Raw genomic sequence first — 19,228 nt, forward strand, 5'->3', positions numbered from 1 at the left:
CTTTTAGTTCGTTGCCAAACGAGAATGATATAGAATGCGGTAGGGAGGCTATCAGTTTTATTCGCTCATCTATGAGCCGTTTTTTATTCTCTGTGACATAAAAATTCATCTGGATATTCCGTTTTCGGTTCGCCATGCGCTGCCTCCATTCTTCATAAGAGTTTGAGATTATCCCAACAAACATTTTTCATTTTCGGGCAAGGGACCTGAAAATCCGAAAAATCGCAAGCGGGTACTCGCTTGCTGTGCTTGCTATCGAAACCCTACCTTCTATTTCTCCCTCTACTAATACTACAATTTGGAGCGGAGATTTTGGCTGTTTCCATTTCAAATTATGCAAGAACCGCCTCTGTTCAATGTTGAATAGTTCTATATTCACGCACACACGCAGGCAATCACTCCCCGTAAAGATAGCAAAAGCAAAGTAATTGTCTATTTGGAGCAAAAATGCCTTTTTGGAGAAGAAACATACAGACATATCTGCTATACTGAAATGCGGTTAGTTCGTGCTAACACAAAAGCAAACAGGAGGACCAAATAATGAATAAACTACAAGGAAAAGACCTTATCAATGTTGGAATCTTCACTGCGATCTATTTTGTGGTGATGATGGCGATTGCCATGCTGGGATTTATCCCTATTTTTCTTCCGCTTCTGATCGTGCTGGTTCCGCTGATTGGCGGAATCGTAATGATGCTGTATTATTCTAAAATCCAGAAGTTTGGAATGGTATCGCTGACAGGACTGATCTGCGGTATTTTAATGTTGCTGACCGGCATGGGGTATTGGAGCATTATTACCGGTGCCGTGTTCGGTGTCCTGGCTGATCTTGTTTTGAAATCCGGCGATTATAAGAGTGCAAAAAAAGGAATCATATCGCATGGTGTTTTTTCTATGTGGATCATCGGAAACTACATCCCCATTGTTGCAACACGGGACAGCTACTATCAGCAGCTAATCAGCGGTTATGGACAAGAGTATGCAGATTCCATTATGAGCTATATCTCGGCATATACGCTCCCCCTTCTTTTGATTGCCGGGTTCGTTTGCGGCGTGATCGGCGGGGTGATCGGCCAGAAAATTTTCAAAAAGCACTTTAAGCGTGCGGGTATTGCATAATGCGCCGTGAATTGTTAGCAAGCAAAAAAAAGGAAACCGGCCTGTCGTTAGACCCTCGGACAAAGTTGGCATTGCTTGTCACGATTGCCCTCTTTGTCTTGAGCGGCGGAGGTGGGGCTGCTTCTAAACAGTTTGCTCCTATTTTGGCTGCTGTTCCATTGATCCTGCTGCTCACGGAAAAATCGTGGAAGGGATCGGTTATCTATTTTGTTTTATATGGCGGCAGCTATATATTGCAACTATGGGCGCTCCCCCACCTGTCCGGCCTTCCTAACTTTCTTGTTGTTGCAATCTGCGGTTTCTTTATGCGGTTTGTGCCGGGGATTATGATGGGATACATCACGGTCAGGACAACGACGGTCAGCGAGTTTGTTGCCTCTATGAAGAAGCTGCATTTACCGGAGCAGATCATCATTCCTATGTCCGTGATATTCCGATTTTTCCCTACGGTTGTAGAAGAATATAATGCCATAGGGGACGCTATGAAAATGAGAGGAATCCGTTTTGGCGGGGGCAAAGCCAGTGCAATGCTGGAATACAGGCTTGTCCCTGTTATCATGTGTTCCGTCAAGATCGGGGAAGAATTAAATGCGGCAGCCCTGACAAGAGGATTGGGCGGTCCGGTCAAGAGGACAAACATCTGCGAAATCGGCTTTCATGTGCAGGATGTTTTTTTCCTGCTGCTATGTGTGGTGGCTTTTGCAATTCCTATTGTCACGATGATTACAGGGAGGTAGGCCTATGATCGAATGTAAAAAAGTTTCTTTTTCCTACCCTCCAAATGAAACTGACATTGGGGACAGGAAAGGACACGGAACATTAAGAAATATTGACCTGTCTATTAACGACGGGGATTTTGTACTGCTCTGCGGAACATCGGGCTGCGGTAAAACCACACTGACACGGCTGTTTAACGGACTGATTCCTCATTATTACGATGGAAAGCTGGAAGGCACTGTCATGCTTGATGGAGAAGATATGAGCGGGCTTTCCCTGTTTGATATATCAAAAAAAGTGGGTTCTGTTTTTCAGAATCCACGTTCTCAATTTTTTAATGTGGATACGACCAGCGAAATTGCCTTTGGATGTGAAAACCATGGATTGGAAGAAGCAGAAATCCGAAAGCGGGTAAAGCTGGTCTCAGAGCAGTTGAACCTTACAAATCTGCTGGACAGAAGTGTTTTCTCCCTTTCCGGTGGGGAAAAGCAAAAAATCGCCTGTGGATCTGCCGCCGCTGTGGAACCGGATGTATTTGTTTTGGACGAGCCATCTTCCAACCTTGACGCCTATTCCATCGCTGATTTTCGGAAACTGTTAAAAATATTGAAGTCACAGGGCAAAACAATTATTATTGCGGAGCACCGGCTCTACTATCTTTATGATCTGGCAGACAGGATCATATATTTAAGCGACGGGGAAATACAAGGGGATTATACTTTGCCGGAATTTCAGTTGATTCCGGCGGCGGAAAAAGCTAAAATGGGATTACGGCCTCTTGGCCTGGGTGAGTTTGCAGACATTGAGCCTGCCAGTCTACATTCAGGGCAGGGGATATGGAAACTGAACCACTTCCATTTCGCATACAAGAAACAGCCGGAAACGCTTTCTCTGGAAAATATAGAGCTTCCTGCCGGAAATGTAACGGCGGTCATCGGGCACAATGGAGCCGGAAAAACGACACTATCCCGTTGCTTATGCGGATTGGAAAAAAGATGTAAAGGTATCCTCGAAAAAGATGGTACTTCCTATTCAAGCAAACAGCGGCTGAAGCTATGCTATATGGTCATGCAGGATGTAAATCATCAGCTTTTTACGGAGAGCGTTTTAGAGGAAGTCCTGTTAAGTATGCCGGGGAAAGATTCCGATGAATCGCCTGAAAATGTGGCAAAGGCAGAGGCTATCTTGACAGAAATGGATTTGCTCCCGTACAAAGCCTGCCATCCGATGGGGCTTTCGGGAGGGCAAAAACAACGTGTGGCGATTGCTTCTGCGATTGCCTCTGAACGTCCGGTTATACTATTTGACGAACCTACCAGCGGCCTTGATCTCTTTCACATGAGGCAGGTGGCCGATTCGGTCAAAGGACTTGCCGATTCAGGAAAAACCATTGTGATTGTGACCCATGATCCTGAATTTATACTCAGGTGCTGCAATTATGTGATCCATCTGGAAAACGGCAGATTGGAAGAAAACTATTTCCTCCAGGATACGGAAGGACGAGAACGGTTATTTAATTTCTTTATGATGGAAGGAGGCGGCGGAAATCAAACTGTTTGATGGTAAAATAAACTGCGGCTCAAATGTTAAAAATGTCATTGAAACTGAGGATTGCGTTGTCCTGCAGCTTTTTGACGAGAGCGGCGAGGGAACCATGACAGCCCACAAAATTTTTGATGGCGCTTTTGTGATGTATAGCGATATGCACCTGAAAGAATGTACCTCCTACTTTCAGAGTAGTACGGACAGTTCGCTTCTCTATATAGACCATTGCAGGGAGGGACGGATCGAAAGCGAGATTGGCAATCATGCGTATAGCTATTTGCAAGAGCATGAGATGCGTGTGGATGACCGGCGTTCCCATTCGGGACGGTTCTGCTTTCCACTCTGCCACTATCATGGGGTGACCCTGGGATTTGATTTGGACATTGCTGTGCCGGCGCTGAAAGACTTTTTTGGCGGATTTTCTGTTGATTTGTACGAGCTTCAAAAAAAATATTGCAATGACAAGAAACCGTTTGTGATTCATAATGAGCCAGGAATTGAACATATTTTTTCAGAGCTTTACTTTGTCCCGCAGCAGATCAAAGGTGACTACTATAAAGTAAAAGCCCTGGAGCTGCTTTTATATCTGGACGCTTTGCAGTTTTCTGATTCCAAAGAAGATCGCCCTTATTTCTATAAAGGGCAGGTAGAAAAAATCAAAGCGATCCATGATCTTATTACGGCAAATTTGCAGGAGCATTACACGATGGATGAATTAGCTGAACGATTCCAGATTTCATTGACGGGGATGAAAACCTGCTTTAAGGAAATATACGGAGATTCCATGTATTCCTATATTCGCCGTTATCGGATGAACGTTGCTGCCACAATGCTCCGACAGGATTCAAAAAAAGGGATTGCGGAAATTGCAGGAGTTGTGGGATATGAAAGCCCCAGTAAATTTGCAACAGCTTTCCGGCAGGTGATAGGGCAGACGCCGATGGAATATCGAAAATCTTTTTTCTAAACGGTGCATAAATGCCGTTTTGGAGAGGAAAGAAGAATTGAATACTGCTACAATGAGGATGGTTAGCAAAGACTACCCATCCTTTTTTCTTTGCTGACTAAAAAGAAGGAAGGTGATTGTAATGAAGCAGCAAAAAGATAATTGGGTGAAAATTCTGTTTTCCTTCGCCGCACCATGCAAGGGGAAAATGGCTCTTTCGGTATTCTGCGCCATTCTGAGCGTTGCAGGAGGGTTTATTCCTTTTTGGGCTGTATATGAAATCCTGCTGGCATTTATCAATCAGAATGTGACCCTGAATGGCATTCTGATTTGGTGTCTGGTTGGAGCAGCGGGCTACCTGCTGCGGGTTGCCTGCCATGGAATCTCTACGATCCTGGCGCATATTTCAGCCTATACCATTTTGGAAGGAATCCGGCTTAAAATTGCAGACCGGCTGATGAAAGCTCCCCTTGGCGAAGTGATGGGGCGGCGGATCGGCTATCTGAAAAATATCATCATGGATAAGGTTGAGGACTTAGAGCCGCCTTTGGCACACATGATCCCGGAATTGACCTCTAACCTCCTACTCCCTGTTGCAATTTTTATCTGGATGCTGGTTATCGACTGGCGCATGGGATTGGCGGTTCTGATTGCTCCGGTGCTGGCCATGATTCCTATGTTTTTCCTTATGAGGAACTATAACAGCCAGTACGCCGCTTATATGGAGGCAAATAACCACGTCAACAGTATTATTATCGAGTATGTGGAAGGTATCGAGGTTGTAAAGGCCTTTAACCAAAGCACAAGCTCCTATGAAAAATTTGTTAATGCTGTCCAGTCGTTCAAAGAGTTTACCTTGGCATGGTTTAAGAGTACATGGAAATCGATGAACCTTATGATGGCGATTATGCCCACAACGCTCCTGGGGGTTCTTCCTGTCGGCCTTTTGCTGGTGCAGAATGGAAGTATCTCCCCTGCGGAGCTTGCAATGGGGATTATCCTTTCCCTCAGCATTGTTGGACCGTTGATGAAAGCAACCACTTTCATTAACGAAGCAAAGTCTATGGAATATGCAGTAGAGGCGGCAAATGAACTTTTGAACCTGCCTGTACTGCCGGATTCAGGGAAAATCGTATCTATTCCTCACAATGATATTGCGTTGAAGCATGTAACCTTTTCCTATGACGGTTCCGAGCAAAATGAAGTGTTGCATGATGTGAACCTGGAATTGCCAGAGGGAAGTTTTACGGCACTTGTAGGACCGTCTGGCGGCGGTAAATCAACGATTGCCCGTCTGATTGCAAGGTTTTGGGACGTGACAGGCGGCAACATTACCATTGGGGGGAAGAATATCAAAGAGTTGTCTATACGCCAGCTTTCCGAACTGGTCAGTTTTGTGACGCAGGATAACTTCCTGTTTAATTGCTCCCTGAAAGAAAACATCCGTCTTGGAAATCCAAATGCCACAGATGAAGAAGTATATGCGGCGGCGAAAGCGGCCTGCTGTGATGAATTTATTGTGCGTTTGGACAAAGGATATGATACCCCTGCCGGTGATGCCGGAAAGAGGCTGTCCGGCGGCGAAAAACAGCGAATTGCGATTGCGAGGGCGATCCTCAAAAATGCCCCGATTGTTATTTTGGATGAAGCGACAGCATTTACTGACCCGCAGAACGAAGATAAAATTCAGAAATCTATCATGGCGTTATCAAAGGGTAAAACTCTTCTTGTGATCGCCCACCGCCTTTCCACCATTCAGAACGCAGATCAGATTGTCGTGTTGAAAAAAGGCCGGATTGTGGATTGCGGAAAGCAGAAAGAATTGTTGAAGCGGTGTCCGCTTTATGCGGATATGTGGAAAGCCCACATCGGGGCGAAGAATTGGTCTGTGAGTGAAAAGAAGGAGGTGGCCGCTCATGTTTAAGTCTATGAAACGGATCATTAAATGGGCGGGGAAATATAAGGGACGCCTCTATCTTGGCTCTGTTTTTTCCTTTTTCAGCAGCCTGTCTACGGCGATCCCTACAATGGCTGCCGCTTATGCCCTTGATAAAGCAATCGCAGCTTATTGGGCAGGCAACACAATAGAATCCTCCCTGATCTGGCAGACGCTTTGGATTATTGTTGGCTCGATTGCGCTTAACTTTCTACTCTCTTATTTGCGGGCGGTGTTGCAGGAAAGCATTGGTTATGAAGTAGCCGCAGGGCAGCGAATCCATTTAGGCGATGTGCTGAAAAGGGTTCCTCTGGGATATTTTTCTAAAAACAGCGTGGGCGATATTCTGACAGGTGTTACCACGGAGCTATCCACACTTGAATTGCAGGGAATGAAGATGGTCGACATCATCATCAACGGATATGCAAAGTTTATTGCAATTCTCCTGTGTTTCCTTTTCCTGAGTCCAGCCGCAGCAGTGATTTCTGTTGTCGGCGTTGCCTTTTCCTCATTGGCCTTACATGGTATCAGCAGGCATAGTGAAAAGACCGCTGCTATCACGCACCAGGCCATGGAGGATATGTCTGGCTCTGCGATTGAATATATCCGCGGGCTGTCCATCGTTAAATCGTTCGGACAGGAAGGGGCTTCTATCGAAAGTTTCCGCAAGGCAAATACGGATTTGAAAAATATTCATATCAAAGTAGAAAAAGGCTATACGCCATTTAACTGCTTGCATCTGTTCTCCTTAAAACTGGCATCTATGGGGATTGTGTTTATCTGTGCATGGCAGACACTTAACGGGCAAATGAGTCTTGCTTATTTCCTGATGTTTGTTCTGTTTTCTTTCGTAATCTTTGGAAGTGTGGAAAACATTAACGACGCGGCTCATATGCTGGGTCTTATAGATTCCGCTATGAATAAGCTGGAAGCTCTGGAAAATGCAGAATATATCGACCAAGACGGAAAAGATATTACACCGACCTCGTATGACATTACTTTTCAGGATGTATCCTTTGGTTACGATAAACGGACTGTATTGCATGATGTGAATTTCACGATTCCGCAGAATACCACAACAGCGATTGTAGGTCCCTCCGGGAGCGGCAAGTCTACCCTGTGCAGCCTGATTGCACGCTTTTATGATGTTGACGCCGGAAAAATCACTTTAGGAGAAACAGATATTCGAGAATTTACCTGTGACAGCTTACTAAAAAATATCAGTATGGTGTTCCAGAATGTATATCTGTTCCGGGATACAATCCGTAACAATATCAAATTCGGCAGCCCGGACGCTTCGGAGGAACAGATGATTGCCGCTGCAAAAGAAGCGCGCTGCCATGACTTTATTATGGCCTTGCCAGATGGATATGATACCGTCATTGGGGAGGGCGGTTCTTCTCTTTCCGGCGGTGAAAAGCAGCGGATTTCGATTGCCAGAGCCATGCTGAAAGATGCGCCGATTGTCATTTTGGACGAGGCCACGGCCAGCATTGACCCAGAGAATGAGCATTTGATTCAAGAGGCTATTTCCGCACTGACACATGGTAAAACAATCATAACGATTGCCCATAGACTGGCGACGATTGAAAATGCGGATCAAATTCTTGTCATTGATGGTGGAACCGTCGTGCAGAAAGGAACCCATAAGGAATTGCTGGCTCAAAGGGGAACCTATCAGGAATTTATTAAGATTCGGGAACAGGCTGAGGGCTGGAGGATTCAACAATAAGCATAAAGGAGGAACTGATGAAGATTCATGCGTCTGGGGAGGATTATCTGGAGGCTATCCTTGTTCTACAAAAGAAAATGGGCATGGTCCGCTCCATTGACCTTGCCCGGCACATGGGCTTTAGCAAACCGAGTATCAGCCATGCGGTAGGCGTTTTGAAAAATGGAGGTTTTCTGACCGTGGATGATGGGTTCCTTCATCTGACCGTCATAGGTCGGGAGATTGCCGAGAAAATCTATGAACGCCATTTGTTTTTTATGGAGCAGTTTATCGCTGCTGGCGTCGATCAGGAAACAGCGGAACAAGACGCCTGCCGGATTGAACACGCCATCAGTGATACATCTTTCCGAAAGCTGAAGGAGAAAGTACAAGGAACCGATTAGCGCACATCGGCTCCGCTCTGCATAATAAGTTATCTGCCCCGTCCGGGGAAAGAAAAAAACCGTTGACTGGGGCAGATAATTTCGTGCGCTATTTTAAGATTTGAACTCAATCGGCGGTTTTGAAGGACAATTTCAGAGCCGCCGTTTCTTTGCGTTTACACAAACTAATGACGACTTGCAGGGACACGGTAGCCGCTTGGAGGTTAATTTGCCGTGTCTCTTTTGCTTTTTCAAAGCTCCCATGATCTACATCAATTAAAAAAAGCATTGCCCCTCCTCCGGGCAAGTATAGCATTGCATCGGCATTATCGTTCCATGTGATTCAGCATAATAATGACTGTTCTTGGTGCGCCAGTTTCCCATTGCGGGAATCTGGCGTTTTTTGTTGTGTGACAGTAAAAATAAACCCCCTGCTATGCAGGGGGAGGGAAGATCTTTAGATATAAGTAATCTCCTGTGTTAAAATAAATGTAGGTCTGCAAACCACAAATATTAAATCACAGGAGGTTCATAAAATGAACGTAAATAGTTTAGCTCATACTAAATGGGAATGCAAGTATCATATTGTTTTTGCACCAAAATATAGAAGACAGGTAATCTATAAAGATATAAAAGCAGATGTAGGACAAATATTAGGATCATTATGCAGAAGAAAAGGAATAGAAATAATAGAAGCAGAGTGTTGTCCGGATCATATACATATGCTAGTAAGAATACCACCTAAATATTCGGTATCAGAAATAGTAGGATATTTAAAAGGAAAAAGCTCACTAATGATATTTGAAAAACATGCAAATTTGAAATACAAATATGGAAATAGACATTTCTGGTGTAGAGGATATTATGTAGATACAGTAGGAAAAAATACAGCTGCAATAAAAGAGTATATTCAGAATCAATTAAAAGAAGATTTAGAATATGACCAGATGTCATTAGTAGAGTATATCGACCCGTTTACGGGTGAGCCAGTGAAGAAAAACAAGAAATAAACTGCTTGGAGCAGTAGTAGGAAATCAAAGCAAACCAGCAAGCCCCTTTTGGGGCAGCGCCGGAATAAGGAAGCACTGAAATAGCCCCTGGAAGGGGCTGCTGTAAATGTGGTGCAGTTGGCAGACTGTCAGTGCGCCTTCCGGGCGCAAGCAGGGAATAGTCCCTTATAGGGACAGAGCAAGCCACCCGCTAAGCGGGTGGTCTTGACTGCCTTTTTTTCGGAGATAATCCGGCTGTATACCGGTGTCGTTCCCCACCTCCATTCGATTCACTCGTCAATCACCCGTGAATCGAAATGGAGGTACATAATGAAGAAAATTAACCTTCGGGAACTTTATCCTGATGTTTATACAACAGACTTTTTTGTAGATGTGACAGAGGAAGTAATGGAGACTATTCGAGCAGCTGAACGTGCGGAGGCTGCGTATGAGCGAAAGATGTATCGTTATAAAGCACAGTATTCTCTGGATTGCGAGAATGGCATTGAAAATGCGGTGCTGTTGAAGCCGAAAACACCGGAGATGCTTCTGGAGGAAAAACAGCTTCAGGAGCAGGTCTATTCTGCTGTGATGAATTTACCGGAAAAACAGGCAAAGAGGATTTATGCCCGATATTACCTGGGAATGACGGTAAATGAAATTGCCGGGGTAGAAGGTGTAGACCCAAGCCGTGTCCGAGACAGTATCCGGCGCGGCTTAAAGCAGCTCGGAAAATATTTTTGATAAAGTTTCGTTTGATGCGCCTGTTTTTTGCCTTTTTTGTCAGTGTTAATAAGAAGGACAAGTTTTCCTCCTTCATCTGCACATTGACAATCGAATAGACAGCACAACAGGTACATAACCCATGTACGAGCGAATATGAAACGCCGCGAGGATGGAGCAGTCAGGGAGGTGATGAAAGCACTGCTTCGGAGCGATCTACGATTTCATAAAAGAATGGTGGCAGATTTGGCGCGATGACTACATGGGGGCTTAAAGATACTTCCTCACGGCCCGCCAAAGACTTGGGGGGAACCCTGCGGCACACGATACGAACGATGCTGCGGAGTTATGACATCCGCGCCAGCGGAGACCTGTTGTGTTCCCATCGTCAGGGGGCGTGGCAAATGTGACGAAAGCTGAGAAATATAAATAGGAAGCGTTTGCCGCTTTCTGTTCAAAATCAGATACCATGCGCTGGTGGTTTCGGCTGCCAGCGTATTCATGTGATTTTGAACAAACACGATGACAAACTTGACGGATTGGAGGAAATATGCTTTATGGAAAAACTTATTACGCGAAAAGAAGCAGCAGAAATTTTGGGTATCAGCATTGCAACGCTGGACGCGGCCCGTAACAATGGTCTTATTTCTTATGTGCAATATGTGCAGAATGGCTGTGTGTACTTTACCTCAGCGGGCCTTCAGGAGTATATCGCAAAATGCACCCACAGAGCAAAGCCAGCAGAAAAGAACGCAACTTATCGTAAACCTCGCAGAGCTGGAGTGTGAGCCGGTCCGTATCCTTGTCGAAATCATAATGGTCTGATAAAACATAGATACAGCGCTGGAGTATATTCTTAGGAGGTGGAGGAATTGGCAAATAGGAAAATAATGCTTCCTCAATATGGCACAGTTATGAAAAGAGGTGTCCTATATTATAGGACCAGAATCAAAGACACGAATGGTAAGCTCGTAGCTATCTACGCAAAAACACCTGAAGAACTATACAACAAAGAAACGCTTGCGTTGGAACAGATTGAGAATGCCACTTTTCATCGGAAAACGCCCACAGTTGCAGAGTATTGTGAAAAGTGGCTGCTGATGCAGTCGGTTCATGTACGAGCTACTACTTTGACGGATTACACCTCAAAGGTCAGGCGGCATATTATAGCGGAATTGGGAGATAAACGGATGGGTGAGGTTAGCCTGGATGATATTCAGCTTGCCCTTGTTCCGGTTTCCAAGAAATCTGCATCGGTTTATAAATCTGTGGTAATCCTTTACAAATCTATCTTTCGCGCAGCGATGGAAAGCAGGATCATTGACCATAACCCGACGATTTATCTCACGACAAAAGGTGGCGGTGTTCCACAAGAGGATCGTCAGGCTTTGACAGATGAACAGGCAGCACGCCTTTTGGATGCTATCCGAGATTTGCCGCCTTATGTCTTTGTCATGATTGGTTTATATGCAGGGCTGCGCCGGGAAGAAATTCTTGCTCTGCAATGGGATTCAGTATATCTGGATACGGATACTCCATATCTGACGGTAAGGCGGGCATGGCACACAGAACACAACAGACCGGTAATCTCAGACGAATTGAAAACCAAGGCTGCGGAGAGAAATATCCCTCTTCCTGTTTGCTTGGCTGAGTGTTTGAAAGCAGCAAAGGAAACATCGACTTCGGAGTATGTGGTTTCAAACCGGGACGGCGAACCGCTGTCCTACACGCAGTTTAAGCGACTTTGGCAGTATATTGTTACGAGGACGGTCAAGGAGCGGAGCTATTATCGGTATGAAGATGGAAAAAGAGTAAAGCATACTGTCACACCTGTCTTGGGAGAAAAGGCTGCTCATAACGGAAAAGTGGTTTACAGTCTGGACTTTGAAGTAACACCCCATCAGCTGCGGCATACTTACATTACCAATCTCATTCATGCATCGGTAGATCCCAAAACGGTTCAATACCTGGCAGGCCATGAAAGCAGCAAGATTACCATGGACATTTATGCAAAGGTTAAGTACAACAGACCAGATGAGCTGGTCAGATCAATGAGTTGCGCGTTTGCAAGCTGGGACGCAGCACAGTAATAATAAAACAGGAAGTAAAGCAGGAGCGAGGCAAGGATGTCTCGCTCTTTGTTTTACATCAGCCGTATCTTTGATTAAATCGAGGCTTTCTGATAAAAAGAGAGTGTAGATACGGAAACTACACATTATCAAGAAAGGACGATCAAAGATGGCAAAAAAGAAAACACAGATCCCGAAGTATGGGACCATTACATTGAAAGGAATTCAGTATTACAGAACCAGGATTACGGATGCAGATGGCAAAGAGTTGAGTTTGTATGCCGCTACTTGTGAAGAATTGTATGAGAAGCAGTTAGAGGCCCGGAAGCAGGTAGAAGAAATTATCTTTCACCGGCAGCACCCGACAGTAGCCGAGTATGGCGAGAAGTGGCTGCTGATGCAGTCGGCAAAGGTGTCTGCGTCTACACTCAGAGGTTATACGAGGGATATGACAAACTATATCATCAAACCTTTGGGAGAGATGTATATGGAAGAAGTGACTGCTGACGATATTCGGCTGGCTCTTGTTCCATTGTCAAAGAAATCGGAAGGCTTATACAATAAGGTCAATATGCTGCTCAAGTGCATTTTTTATGCGGCAGAGAGAAACCAAATTCTTGAACACAATCCCTGTGCGGGAATATCCGGTAAAGGCGGAAAACCGACAAAAAAGAAGGAGGCATTGACAGATCAGCAGGTAGCCGTGCTTCTGGATACAGTCAAGGGGCTTCCTCCATATTTGTTTATTATGCTCGGTTTGTATTCCGGTCTGCGTCGGGAAGAAATTCTTGCACTGCAATGGGATTGTGTATTTCTGGACGAGGATACACCTTATCTATCGGTGAGGCGGGCATGGCGTACAGAGCATAACAGACCCGTGGTTTCTACGGTGCTAAAGACTCCAGCGGCAAAAAGGGATATTCCGATACCGAAGTGTTTGGTAGATTGTCTGAGAGAAACGAAAGAAAATTCCATATCAGATTATGTGATCGCTGACAGCAAAGGAGAGCCACTGGCTGCCTCGCAGTTCCAAAGAGTGTGGCAGTATGTCGTTGTCCGCTCCACTAAGCCCCGGAACTATTATAAGTATGTAAATGGGGAGAGTATCAAATATACGGTTACTCCAACGCTGGGTATGACCCAGAAGAATCAACCCAAAATCAAATATACGCTGGACTTTGATGTAACCCCGCATCAGCTGCGGCACACTTACATTACCAATCTTCTCTATGCGGGCGTTGATCCAAAGACAGTACAATACCTTGCCGGACACGAAAACAGCAAAACAACTATGGACATCTATGCAAAAGTGAAGTATAATAAACCAGAGGAGTTATTTGGGGTAGTAAATGGTGCGTTTCATCAGGCTATTGCTGAATGAAAAAGGCCGTTTTTTATGGTCCGCACACCGGATAACTGAGAGGCAGAAAGCCGGAAAAGCCCGGAGTATCAAGGGAAAACAGCTCAAAAACTCGCGCAATACGGTCTCAAAGCAGCTCGTCGCGCTCCGCAGTTCAGCAAGCGATAATCGACTGCTCAGACTATATCAAAATAGTTCAAAAACCCCGGAAAATCAAGGTTTTCCGGGGTTTTCTTATACCTAAATGGGCTGATATAGTTTGACCCCATTTGACCTAACGAGAGCCGTTTTCCCCCAATTTTTAGTGGTTCACCAGATTTTTCGCTGGAGAGTTTGGCATAATCTGATCAAAATGGAAGTATCCCTGGTAAATGCCATGAGTCGTGAGACTATCTTGCGGCAATATCTGGACACGCTGAAGGGGCAATATTCCCATATCCTCATCGACTGCCAGCCCTCCCTGGGTATGCTCACAGTCAATGCGCTGGCCGCTGCGAACAGGATCATCATTCCCGTTCAGGCGGAGTATCTGTCCGCCAAAGGGCTGGAACAGCTCCTCTCCACGTAAACAAGGTAAAGCGGCAGATCAACCCCAAGCTCCAGATCGACGGTATCCTGCTGACGATGGTGGATAGCCGAACCAACTTTGCCAAAGAGATTTCCGCGCTCCTGCGGGAGACCTATGGCAGCAAGATTAAAGTATTCGTCACAGAGATCCCCCATTCTGTCCGGGCAAAGGAAATCAGTGCAGAGGGAAACAATGCAGAGGGAAACAATGCAGGAGATCAGATGTTATGTGAAAGACTGGCCGGAAAAACAGGGAAACTGTTAAAAAATATCCATTATAATTATAAGTCAAAGAATATGAATAGTGTTTATCTATTACTGCTTCGAAACTTCCCAGGGGTGGTATTATAATACTTATGAAAAAGTTCACAAAAATAACTGCTATTTGAAAACCCGCAGGTATATGCTATCTCAGTAACAGACATTGTAGTATTTTGAAGAAGAAAAACAGATTTTTCCAAACGATAGCGATTTAGATATACCATTGGGGAAGTATTCAAATATTTCTGAAAAAGGGAAGTACATTTTGTCTTGCAGCAATTTCCTGAGGATGAAATATCTTTAAGCATAATTTTGTGGGGATAATTTTTCTGCACATATCCGATCATTGTAGTAAGAGCCAGAGTATCCTCTGTATCTTTATCATAATCTGGGAAATAATTCATATTTTCAGCAAGGAGTCGAAAAATATGAACGGTTTTTTCCAGCGTAATAAATGGCTGTATTTCATCCACATTTTTTTTGTAAAGCATTTCAAGGTCACGAAGAATAGAATTCTGCCACAGGATAGACGGATTCAGTGGTTGATAGGGAAAATGAATATTCTGTATCAGGGGATTTAGACATTTTTCCACAAAATAAGTATTTGCAGAAAGCAACTGCGGAGATAACAGAATACAGATAAAGAGACATTCTGTATGAGTATCGGAATAGCCATAATGAAAGCAGCGGCTGTTTACAAAAATTCCTTCACCTGCTTGCAAAGAAATCTTTTGACCATTCACATCATAAAACATCTGTCCCTCTAAAATCAGAATAAATTCCAGATCGTCATGCCAATGACTGACTGCACGAAAATCAGGATAGCGTGAAAGCTGTTCCTTTTTTATATATGCAGGAAAGTCTGGATTGTTATAGGCAACATTTTCAGATGCATCTGAATTTAAAACAATGCTTGGACATACTTCCATCAAAATAATCTCCTTTTCGAACGTTTGTTATATTATTATGGCTGATTATGGTATAAAAATCAATAAAATTGGTTTATTTTTATATTGTGCACAGAAAGGAAAAATTGTAGATGGGAAACGAATTCACAAATAAGATTTTGAAACTTGCTCTGCCCATTACAGCACAACAATTTATGTTAGCACTTGTAAGTGCATGCGATGCTTTTATGTTGGGAGGATTAAATCAGAACTCTCTGTCAGCAGTTTCGCTGGCTTCGCAGATCACCTTTGTTTTCAATTTGATTTTAACAGCACTTACAATAGGGGAAAATATGTTTGTTGCACAGTATTATGGAAAAAGAGATTTTGATGGATTACGGACATCAGCAGGACTTGTATTAAGATATGTATTCATAATTTCCATTCTCTTTCTGCTTGCAACATTCTTTATTCCTGAAACGCTCATGCGACTGTTTACAAACGATACTATACTGATTGATTATGGTATTAAGTATTTGAAAGTGATTGGATTATCCTATATCTTTTCAGGAGTTCTGCAGGTTTTGCAGGGAATCTTGAAAAATTGTGGTTATGCAGGTAGATGTACCATAATAAGTGCAGTTGTTGTCTGTGTTAATATTATACTGAATGTTATTCTGATTTACGGATACATGGGCTTTCCAAGAATGGAGATTGCAGGTGCGGCACTGGCTACTGTCATTGCAAATGGACTTGGTCTGGTTATTACGATTTATATTTTGCACCTGAAAAAGGAATTTTGGATTGGAGTAAAAGACATAAAAAACAGGGAAGTCCATATAACGAGGAAATTCTGGAAACATGTTTATCCGGTACTTTTTAATGAACTTGCCTGGGGCGGTGGATTTACGATGTATTCTGTCATACTTGGACATCTTGGTTCCGATGCTATCGCAGCCAATTCTATTGCAAATATAACCAAGAATCTTTTAATCTGTGGTTGTACCGGCTTTGGATATGGTGGAAGTATTATTGTTGGAAATCTGCTTGGTAAAGGGAACTTATCTGAAGCAAAGAAAAACGGAAATATTTTATGCAAAACTTCGGTATTTTTGGGCGTGGTGACGGCTGGAGTGATTTTTCTTGCGACACCTGTAATCCTGCATTTTACGAATCTGACTGATATAGCAACAGGATATTTAAAGAATATGCTGTTTATAAGCAGCTATTATGTAATAGGAAAATCGATCAATTCTATGACAATAGGTGGTATTTTTCCTGCAGGGGGAGATACAAAATTTGGATTAATATGTGATGTGGTTACTATGTGGTGCTTTGCAGTTCCACTGGGATGTATCGCAGCATTTGTATTTAAATTGCCGGTAATGATGGTGTATTTTGTCCTAAATCTGGATGAACTGGTAAAACTTCCGGCAGTATTTAAACATTATAAACAATATAAATGGTTAAAAAATTTAACAGAAATGGAGAATTAAATTATGGATATGAAAAAAAGAAGAGATATGCAGCTTGCTTACATTTCAGATGAAGCGGTTATGGAAGAACAGAGGATAGGTAGAAAAATCCTGCAAAAACTTAATTTTGCAGATCGGTCGGATTTTGATGGGATTGCAGAAATAGTAAAAGAACTTTTGGGAAAATCGGAAGGTGCATGGATTAACCCACCTTTTTACTGCGATTATGGTTCGCATATAGAAGTAGGTAAAAATTTCTTTGCAAATTATAACTGTACAATTATAGATGTGGCAAAGGTAAAAATCGGTGATAACTGTCAGATGGCACCCAATGTATCTATTTATACGGCAGGACATCCAATTTACCCAGATACGCGCAATTCTGCTTTTGAATACGGAAAAGAAGTTACCATCGGGGATAATGTATGGTTGGGAGGAAATACAGTAGTGTGTCCTGGAGTACATATTGGAGACAATGTGGTAATTGGTGCAGGAAGTGTTGTAACAAAAGACATTCCGGACTGGTCCATTGCAGCCGGAAATCCATGTCGTGTGATTAGAAAAATAACAGATGAGGACAGGAGAAAATTGTTTCACAATGAAGAAATTGATGATGAAGCATGGGAGATGATCTGTGCACAGGAGGAAAAATAATATGATCATGAGAGAACGGATTGCAGCCGGATAATAAAGTCCCGTTTCTTTAGCCGTCTGTTTTTTTGTCCATGCCATCAACTTGTCTTCATCGCCATCGAACTGTTCCAGAAGAGCATTGTATTTCCCAAGTTTTTTATAAATACATGAAGATGATTTTTAATTATTCAACTGTCAAACTCCCGGGTTGTATCAGGATTAACGAAAAAATAAAAGGAAAAAAAGTATACTCTTTTTTTTGACATTTTTATATTTTTTTGATACTATATCATCATGCAGACCTCTCATAGGCATAAACCTGTGGGAGGTTTTTTACACATGAAATTTAAGGAGGATTAACGGATGAGAGAAGCAAAAAAATCCGGTCACAGCCATCAGCGGGGACGTTTTTCAGGGAAGATCGGTTATGTGCTGGCAGTGGCCGGATCTGCTGTTGGTTTGGGAAACATCTGGCGTTTTCCGTACCTGGCAGCGAAATATGGAGGAGGAATGTTCCTGCTGGTTTATATTCTTCTGACAGTGTCATTTGGATATGTTCTGATCATGTCCGAGACAGCACTTGGACGAATGACGAGAAAGAGTCCGGTAGGAGCGTTTGAACATTTTGGAAAGAGTGCACCGTTTAAGATTGGCGGCTGGCTGAATGCAGTAATCCCTATGTTGATCGTGCCGTATTACAGTACCATCGGCGGCTGGGTCATTAAATATCTGGTGGAATATTTCAGAGGGAATGTTCAGAAGGTTTCTGAAGAAGGTTACTTTGGAAGCTTTATTGCGGATTCCTGGCAGGTAGAGATATGGTTTATTGTATTTGCTGTTCTGGTGTTTGCAATCATTCTTGGAGGAGTCAGAAACGGTGTGGAACGTATGTCCAAGATCATGATGCCGCTTCTGGTGGTTCTGGCAGTGATCGTGGCAGTATATTCTATCACACGTCCGGGGGCAATGACCGGTGTGAAATATTTTCTGATTCCAAATTTTGAAAATTTTTCCTGGATGACAGTAGTTGCAGCCATGGGACAGATGTTCTATTCTCTGTCTATTGCTATGGGAATCCTGTACACATATGGTTCTTATATGAATAAAAAGATGGATGTGGAGCAGGCAACCACCCAAGTAGAGATCTTTGATACGGGTATTGCGATCCTTGCAGGCCTGATGATCATTCCGGCAGTATTTGCTTTTTCCGGCGGAAATCCTGAGACACTGCAGGCGGGTCCATCCCTGATGTTTATTACATTGCCGAAGATTTTTGCAACCATGGGCGTTGGAACTGGAGCAGGAATCCTGTTTTTCCTTCTTGTTCTTCTGGCTGCACTGACCAGTGCGGTATCTCTTATGGAAACCAGCGTATCCACTTTTATGGATGAACTTCACTGGGGCAGGGCAAAATGCTGTATCATTATGGCTGTGATCATGCTTGTATTCGGAAGTGCATCCTCTATGGGATACGGAATTCTGGATTTTCTGAAGATCTTCGGAATGAATTTCCTGGATTTCTTTGACTTTATGACAAACTCCGTGATGATGCCGCTGGCAGCACTTGCAACCTGCTTCCTGGTGACACGTGTTGTTGGATATGACAGGATCGCAGCAGAGATCGAGCAGTCATCCAGATTCCGCAGAAAAGGACTGTATAAGTTTTTTATCAGATATCTGGCACCTGTTTGTCTGATCATTGTACTGTTAAGCTCTATTGCCAATGTGCTGGGAATTATCAGTATGTAAAAAAATATTAAGAGATAGAAAAAGATCAGGAGGGAATGAATACTGAATGAAATCATTCTCATCTGATCTTTTCCATAGTTTACGCTACTGAAACAACAGCAATGGAAATATAGTCATACCTATTTTCAGCCGCTGTGTTGATGGTGGAGGTTTCAGGC

17 protein-coding genes and 1 pseudogene are annotated in these 19,228 nt (G+C 43.4%); 16 read left to right on the plus strand and 2 right to left on the minus strand.

Going from position 1 to position 19,228, the window contains the following annotated elements:
* Positions 1-540: 540 nt before the first annotated feature.
* The 7 genes from AC04Q4_RS15975 to AC04Q4_RS16005 all read left to right on the plus strand — a co-directional run bounded on the left by AC04Q4_RS15975 (position 541) and on the right by AC04Q4_RS16005 (position 8,378).
* On the plus strand, positions 541-1,119 hold the full coding sequence (locus AC04Q4_RS15975) for an MptD family putative ECF transporter S component (protein ID WP_476389283.1): 579 nt from the start codon (positions 541-543) through the stop codon (positions 1,117-1,119).
* Positions 1,119-1,856: an energy-coupling factor transporter transmembrane component T gene (locus AC04Q4_RS15980; RefSeq protein WP_015529861.1), complete on the plus strand. Its 738-nt coding sequence runs from the start codon at positions 1,119-1,121 to the stop codon at positions 1,854-1,856. The genes AC04Q4_RS15975 and AC04Q4_RS15980 overlap by 1 nt, the downstream gene beginning before the upstream one ends.
* A 4-nt stretch (positions 1,857-1,860) precedes the next feature.
* Positions 1,861-3,396 carry an ABC transporter ATP-binding protein gene (locus AC04Q4_RS15985; RefSeq protein ID WP_044907623.1) on the plus strand — a complete coding sequence of 512 codons (1,536 nt, stop codon included), beginning with the start codon at positions 1,861-1,863 and terminating at the stop codon, positions 3,394-3,396.
* A gap of 94 nt (positions 3,397-3,490) precedes the next feature.
* The gene (locus AC04Q4_RS15990) at positions 3,491-4,348 is read left to right on the plus strand and encodes an AraC family transcriptional regulator (RefSeq protein WP_182429159.1); all 858 of its coding nucleotides are present in this window, start codon (positions 3,491-3,493) and stop codon (positions 4,346-4,348) included.
* A gap of 121 nt (positions 4,349-4,469) precedes the next feature.
* Entirely contained in the window at positions 4,470-6,251 is a 1,782-nt protein-coding gene (locus tag AC04Q4_RS15995; protein ID WP_044907619.1) for an ABC transporter ATP-binding protein, read from the plus strand.
* The gene (locus AC04Q4_RS16000; RefSeq protein ID WP_015518830.1) at positions 6,244-7,995 is read left to right on the plus strand and encodes an ABC transporter ATP-binding protein; all 1,752 of its coding nucleotides are present in this window, start codon (positions 6,244-6,246) and stop codon (positions 7,993-7,995) included. The genes AC04Q4_RS15995 and AC04Q4_RS16000 overlap by 8 nt, the downstream gene beginning before the upstream one ends.
* A 17-nt stretch (positions 7,996-8,012) precedes the next feature.
* Positions 8,013-8,378, plus strand: a complete 366-nt coding sequence (locus tag AC04Q4_RS16005; RefSeq protein WP_110104174.1) for a metal-dependent transcriptional regulator — start codon at positions 8,013-8,015, stop codon at positions 8,376-8,378.
* A 106-nt stretch (positions 8,379-8,484) separates the two neighbouring features.
* On the opposite strand, the gene AC04Q4_RS16010 is transcribed toward AC04Q4_RS16005, so the two are convergent.
* Entirely contained in the window at positions 8,485-8,646 is a 162-nt protein-coding gene (locus tag AC04Q4_RS16010; RefSeq protein ID WP_015529866.1) for a hypothetical protein, read from the minus strand.
* Between the two features lie 247 nt (positions 8,647-8,893).
* On the opposite strand from AC04Q4_RS16010, the gene tnpA reads away from it, so the two are divergent.
* From tnpA to AC04Q4_RS16040, 6 genes and pseudogenes are all read left to right on the plus strand, one after another.
* Positions 8,894-9,367, plus strand: a complete 474-nt coding sequence (tnpA, locus tag AC04Q4_RS16015) for an IS200/IS605 family transposase (protein ID WP_118609269.1) — start codon at positions 8,894-8,896, stop codon at positions 9,365-9,367.
* 309 nt (positions 9,368-9,676) lie between these two features.
* Positions 9,677-10,090: a sigma-70 family RNA polymerase sigma factor gene (locus tag AC04Q4_RS16020; RefSeq protein WP_015518833.1), complete on the plus strand. Its 414-nt coding sequence runs from the start codon at positions 9,677-9,679 to the stop codon at positions 10,088-10,090.
* Positions 10,091-10,626: 536 nt separating this feature from the next.
* Positions 10,627-10,857, plus strand: a complete 231-nt coding sequence (locus AC04Q4_RS16025; protein WP_008728422.1) for a helix-turn-helix domain-containing protein — start codon at positions 10,627-10,629, stop codon at positions 10,855-10,857.
* Between the two features lie 84 nt (positions 10,858-10,941).
* Complete coding sequence (locus AC04Q4_RS16030) at positions 10,942-12,159, plus strand: tyrosine-type recombinase/integrase (protein WP_055224659.1); 1,218 nt, start codon at positions 10,942-10,944, stop codon at positions 12,157-12,159.
* 148 nt (positions 12,160-12,307) lie between these two features.
* Entirely contained in the window at positions 12,308-13,519 is a 1,212-nt protein-coding gene (locus AC04Q4_RS16035; protein WP_118482290.1) for a tyrosine-type recombinase/integrase, read from the plus strand.
* Positions 13,520-13,850: 331 nt separating this feature from the next.
* Positions 13,851-14,416, plus strand: a pseudogene (locus AC04Q4_RS16040) (ParA family protein); the annotation flags it as partial.
* Here AC04Q4_RS16040 and AC04Q4_RS16045 read toward each other — a convergent pair.
* A complete protein-coding gene (locus tag AC04Q4_RS16045; protein ID WP_476389397.1) occupies positions 14,374-15,255 on the minus strand; it encodes a helix-turn-helix domain-containing protein in 882 nt (293 codons plus the stop codon). The pseudogene AC04Q4_RS16040 and the gene AC04Q4_RS16045 overlap by 43 nt on opposite strands.
* Positions 15,256-15,392: 137 nt before the next feature.
* Here AC04Q4_RS16045 and AC04Q4_RS16050 point away from each other — a divergent pair, with 137 nt between their 5' ends.
* The 3 genes from AC04Q4_RS16050 to AC04Q4_RS16060 all read left to right on the plus strand — a co-directional run bounded on the left by AC04Q4_RS16050 (position 15,393) and on the right by AC04Q4_RS16060 (position 19,070).
* Positions 15,393-16,709: an MATE family efflux transporter gene (locus AC04Q4_RS16050; protein WP_476389284.1), complete on the plus strand. Its 1,317-nt coding sequence runs from the start codon at positions 15,393-15,395 to the stop codon at positions 16,707-16,709.
* 3 nt (positions 16,710-16,712) lie between these two features.
* On the plus strand, positions 16,713-17,342 hold the full coding sequence (locus AC04Q4_RS16055; RefSeq protein WP_476389285.1) for a DapH/DapD/GlmU-related protein: 630 nt from the start codon (positions 16,713-16,715) through the stop codon (positions 17,340-17,342).
* A gap of 342 nt (positions 17,343-17,684) precedes the next feature.
* Positions 17,685-19,070 (plus strand): sodium-dependent transporter, encoded by a 1,386-nt coding sequence (locus AC04Q4_RS16060; protein WP_173738302.1) that lies wholly within the window; start codon positions 17,685-17,687, stop codon positions 19,068-19,070.
* Positions 19,071-19,228: the final 158 nt, after the last annotated feature.

The organism is Blautia sp. HA8986, from assembly GCF_056504635.1.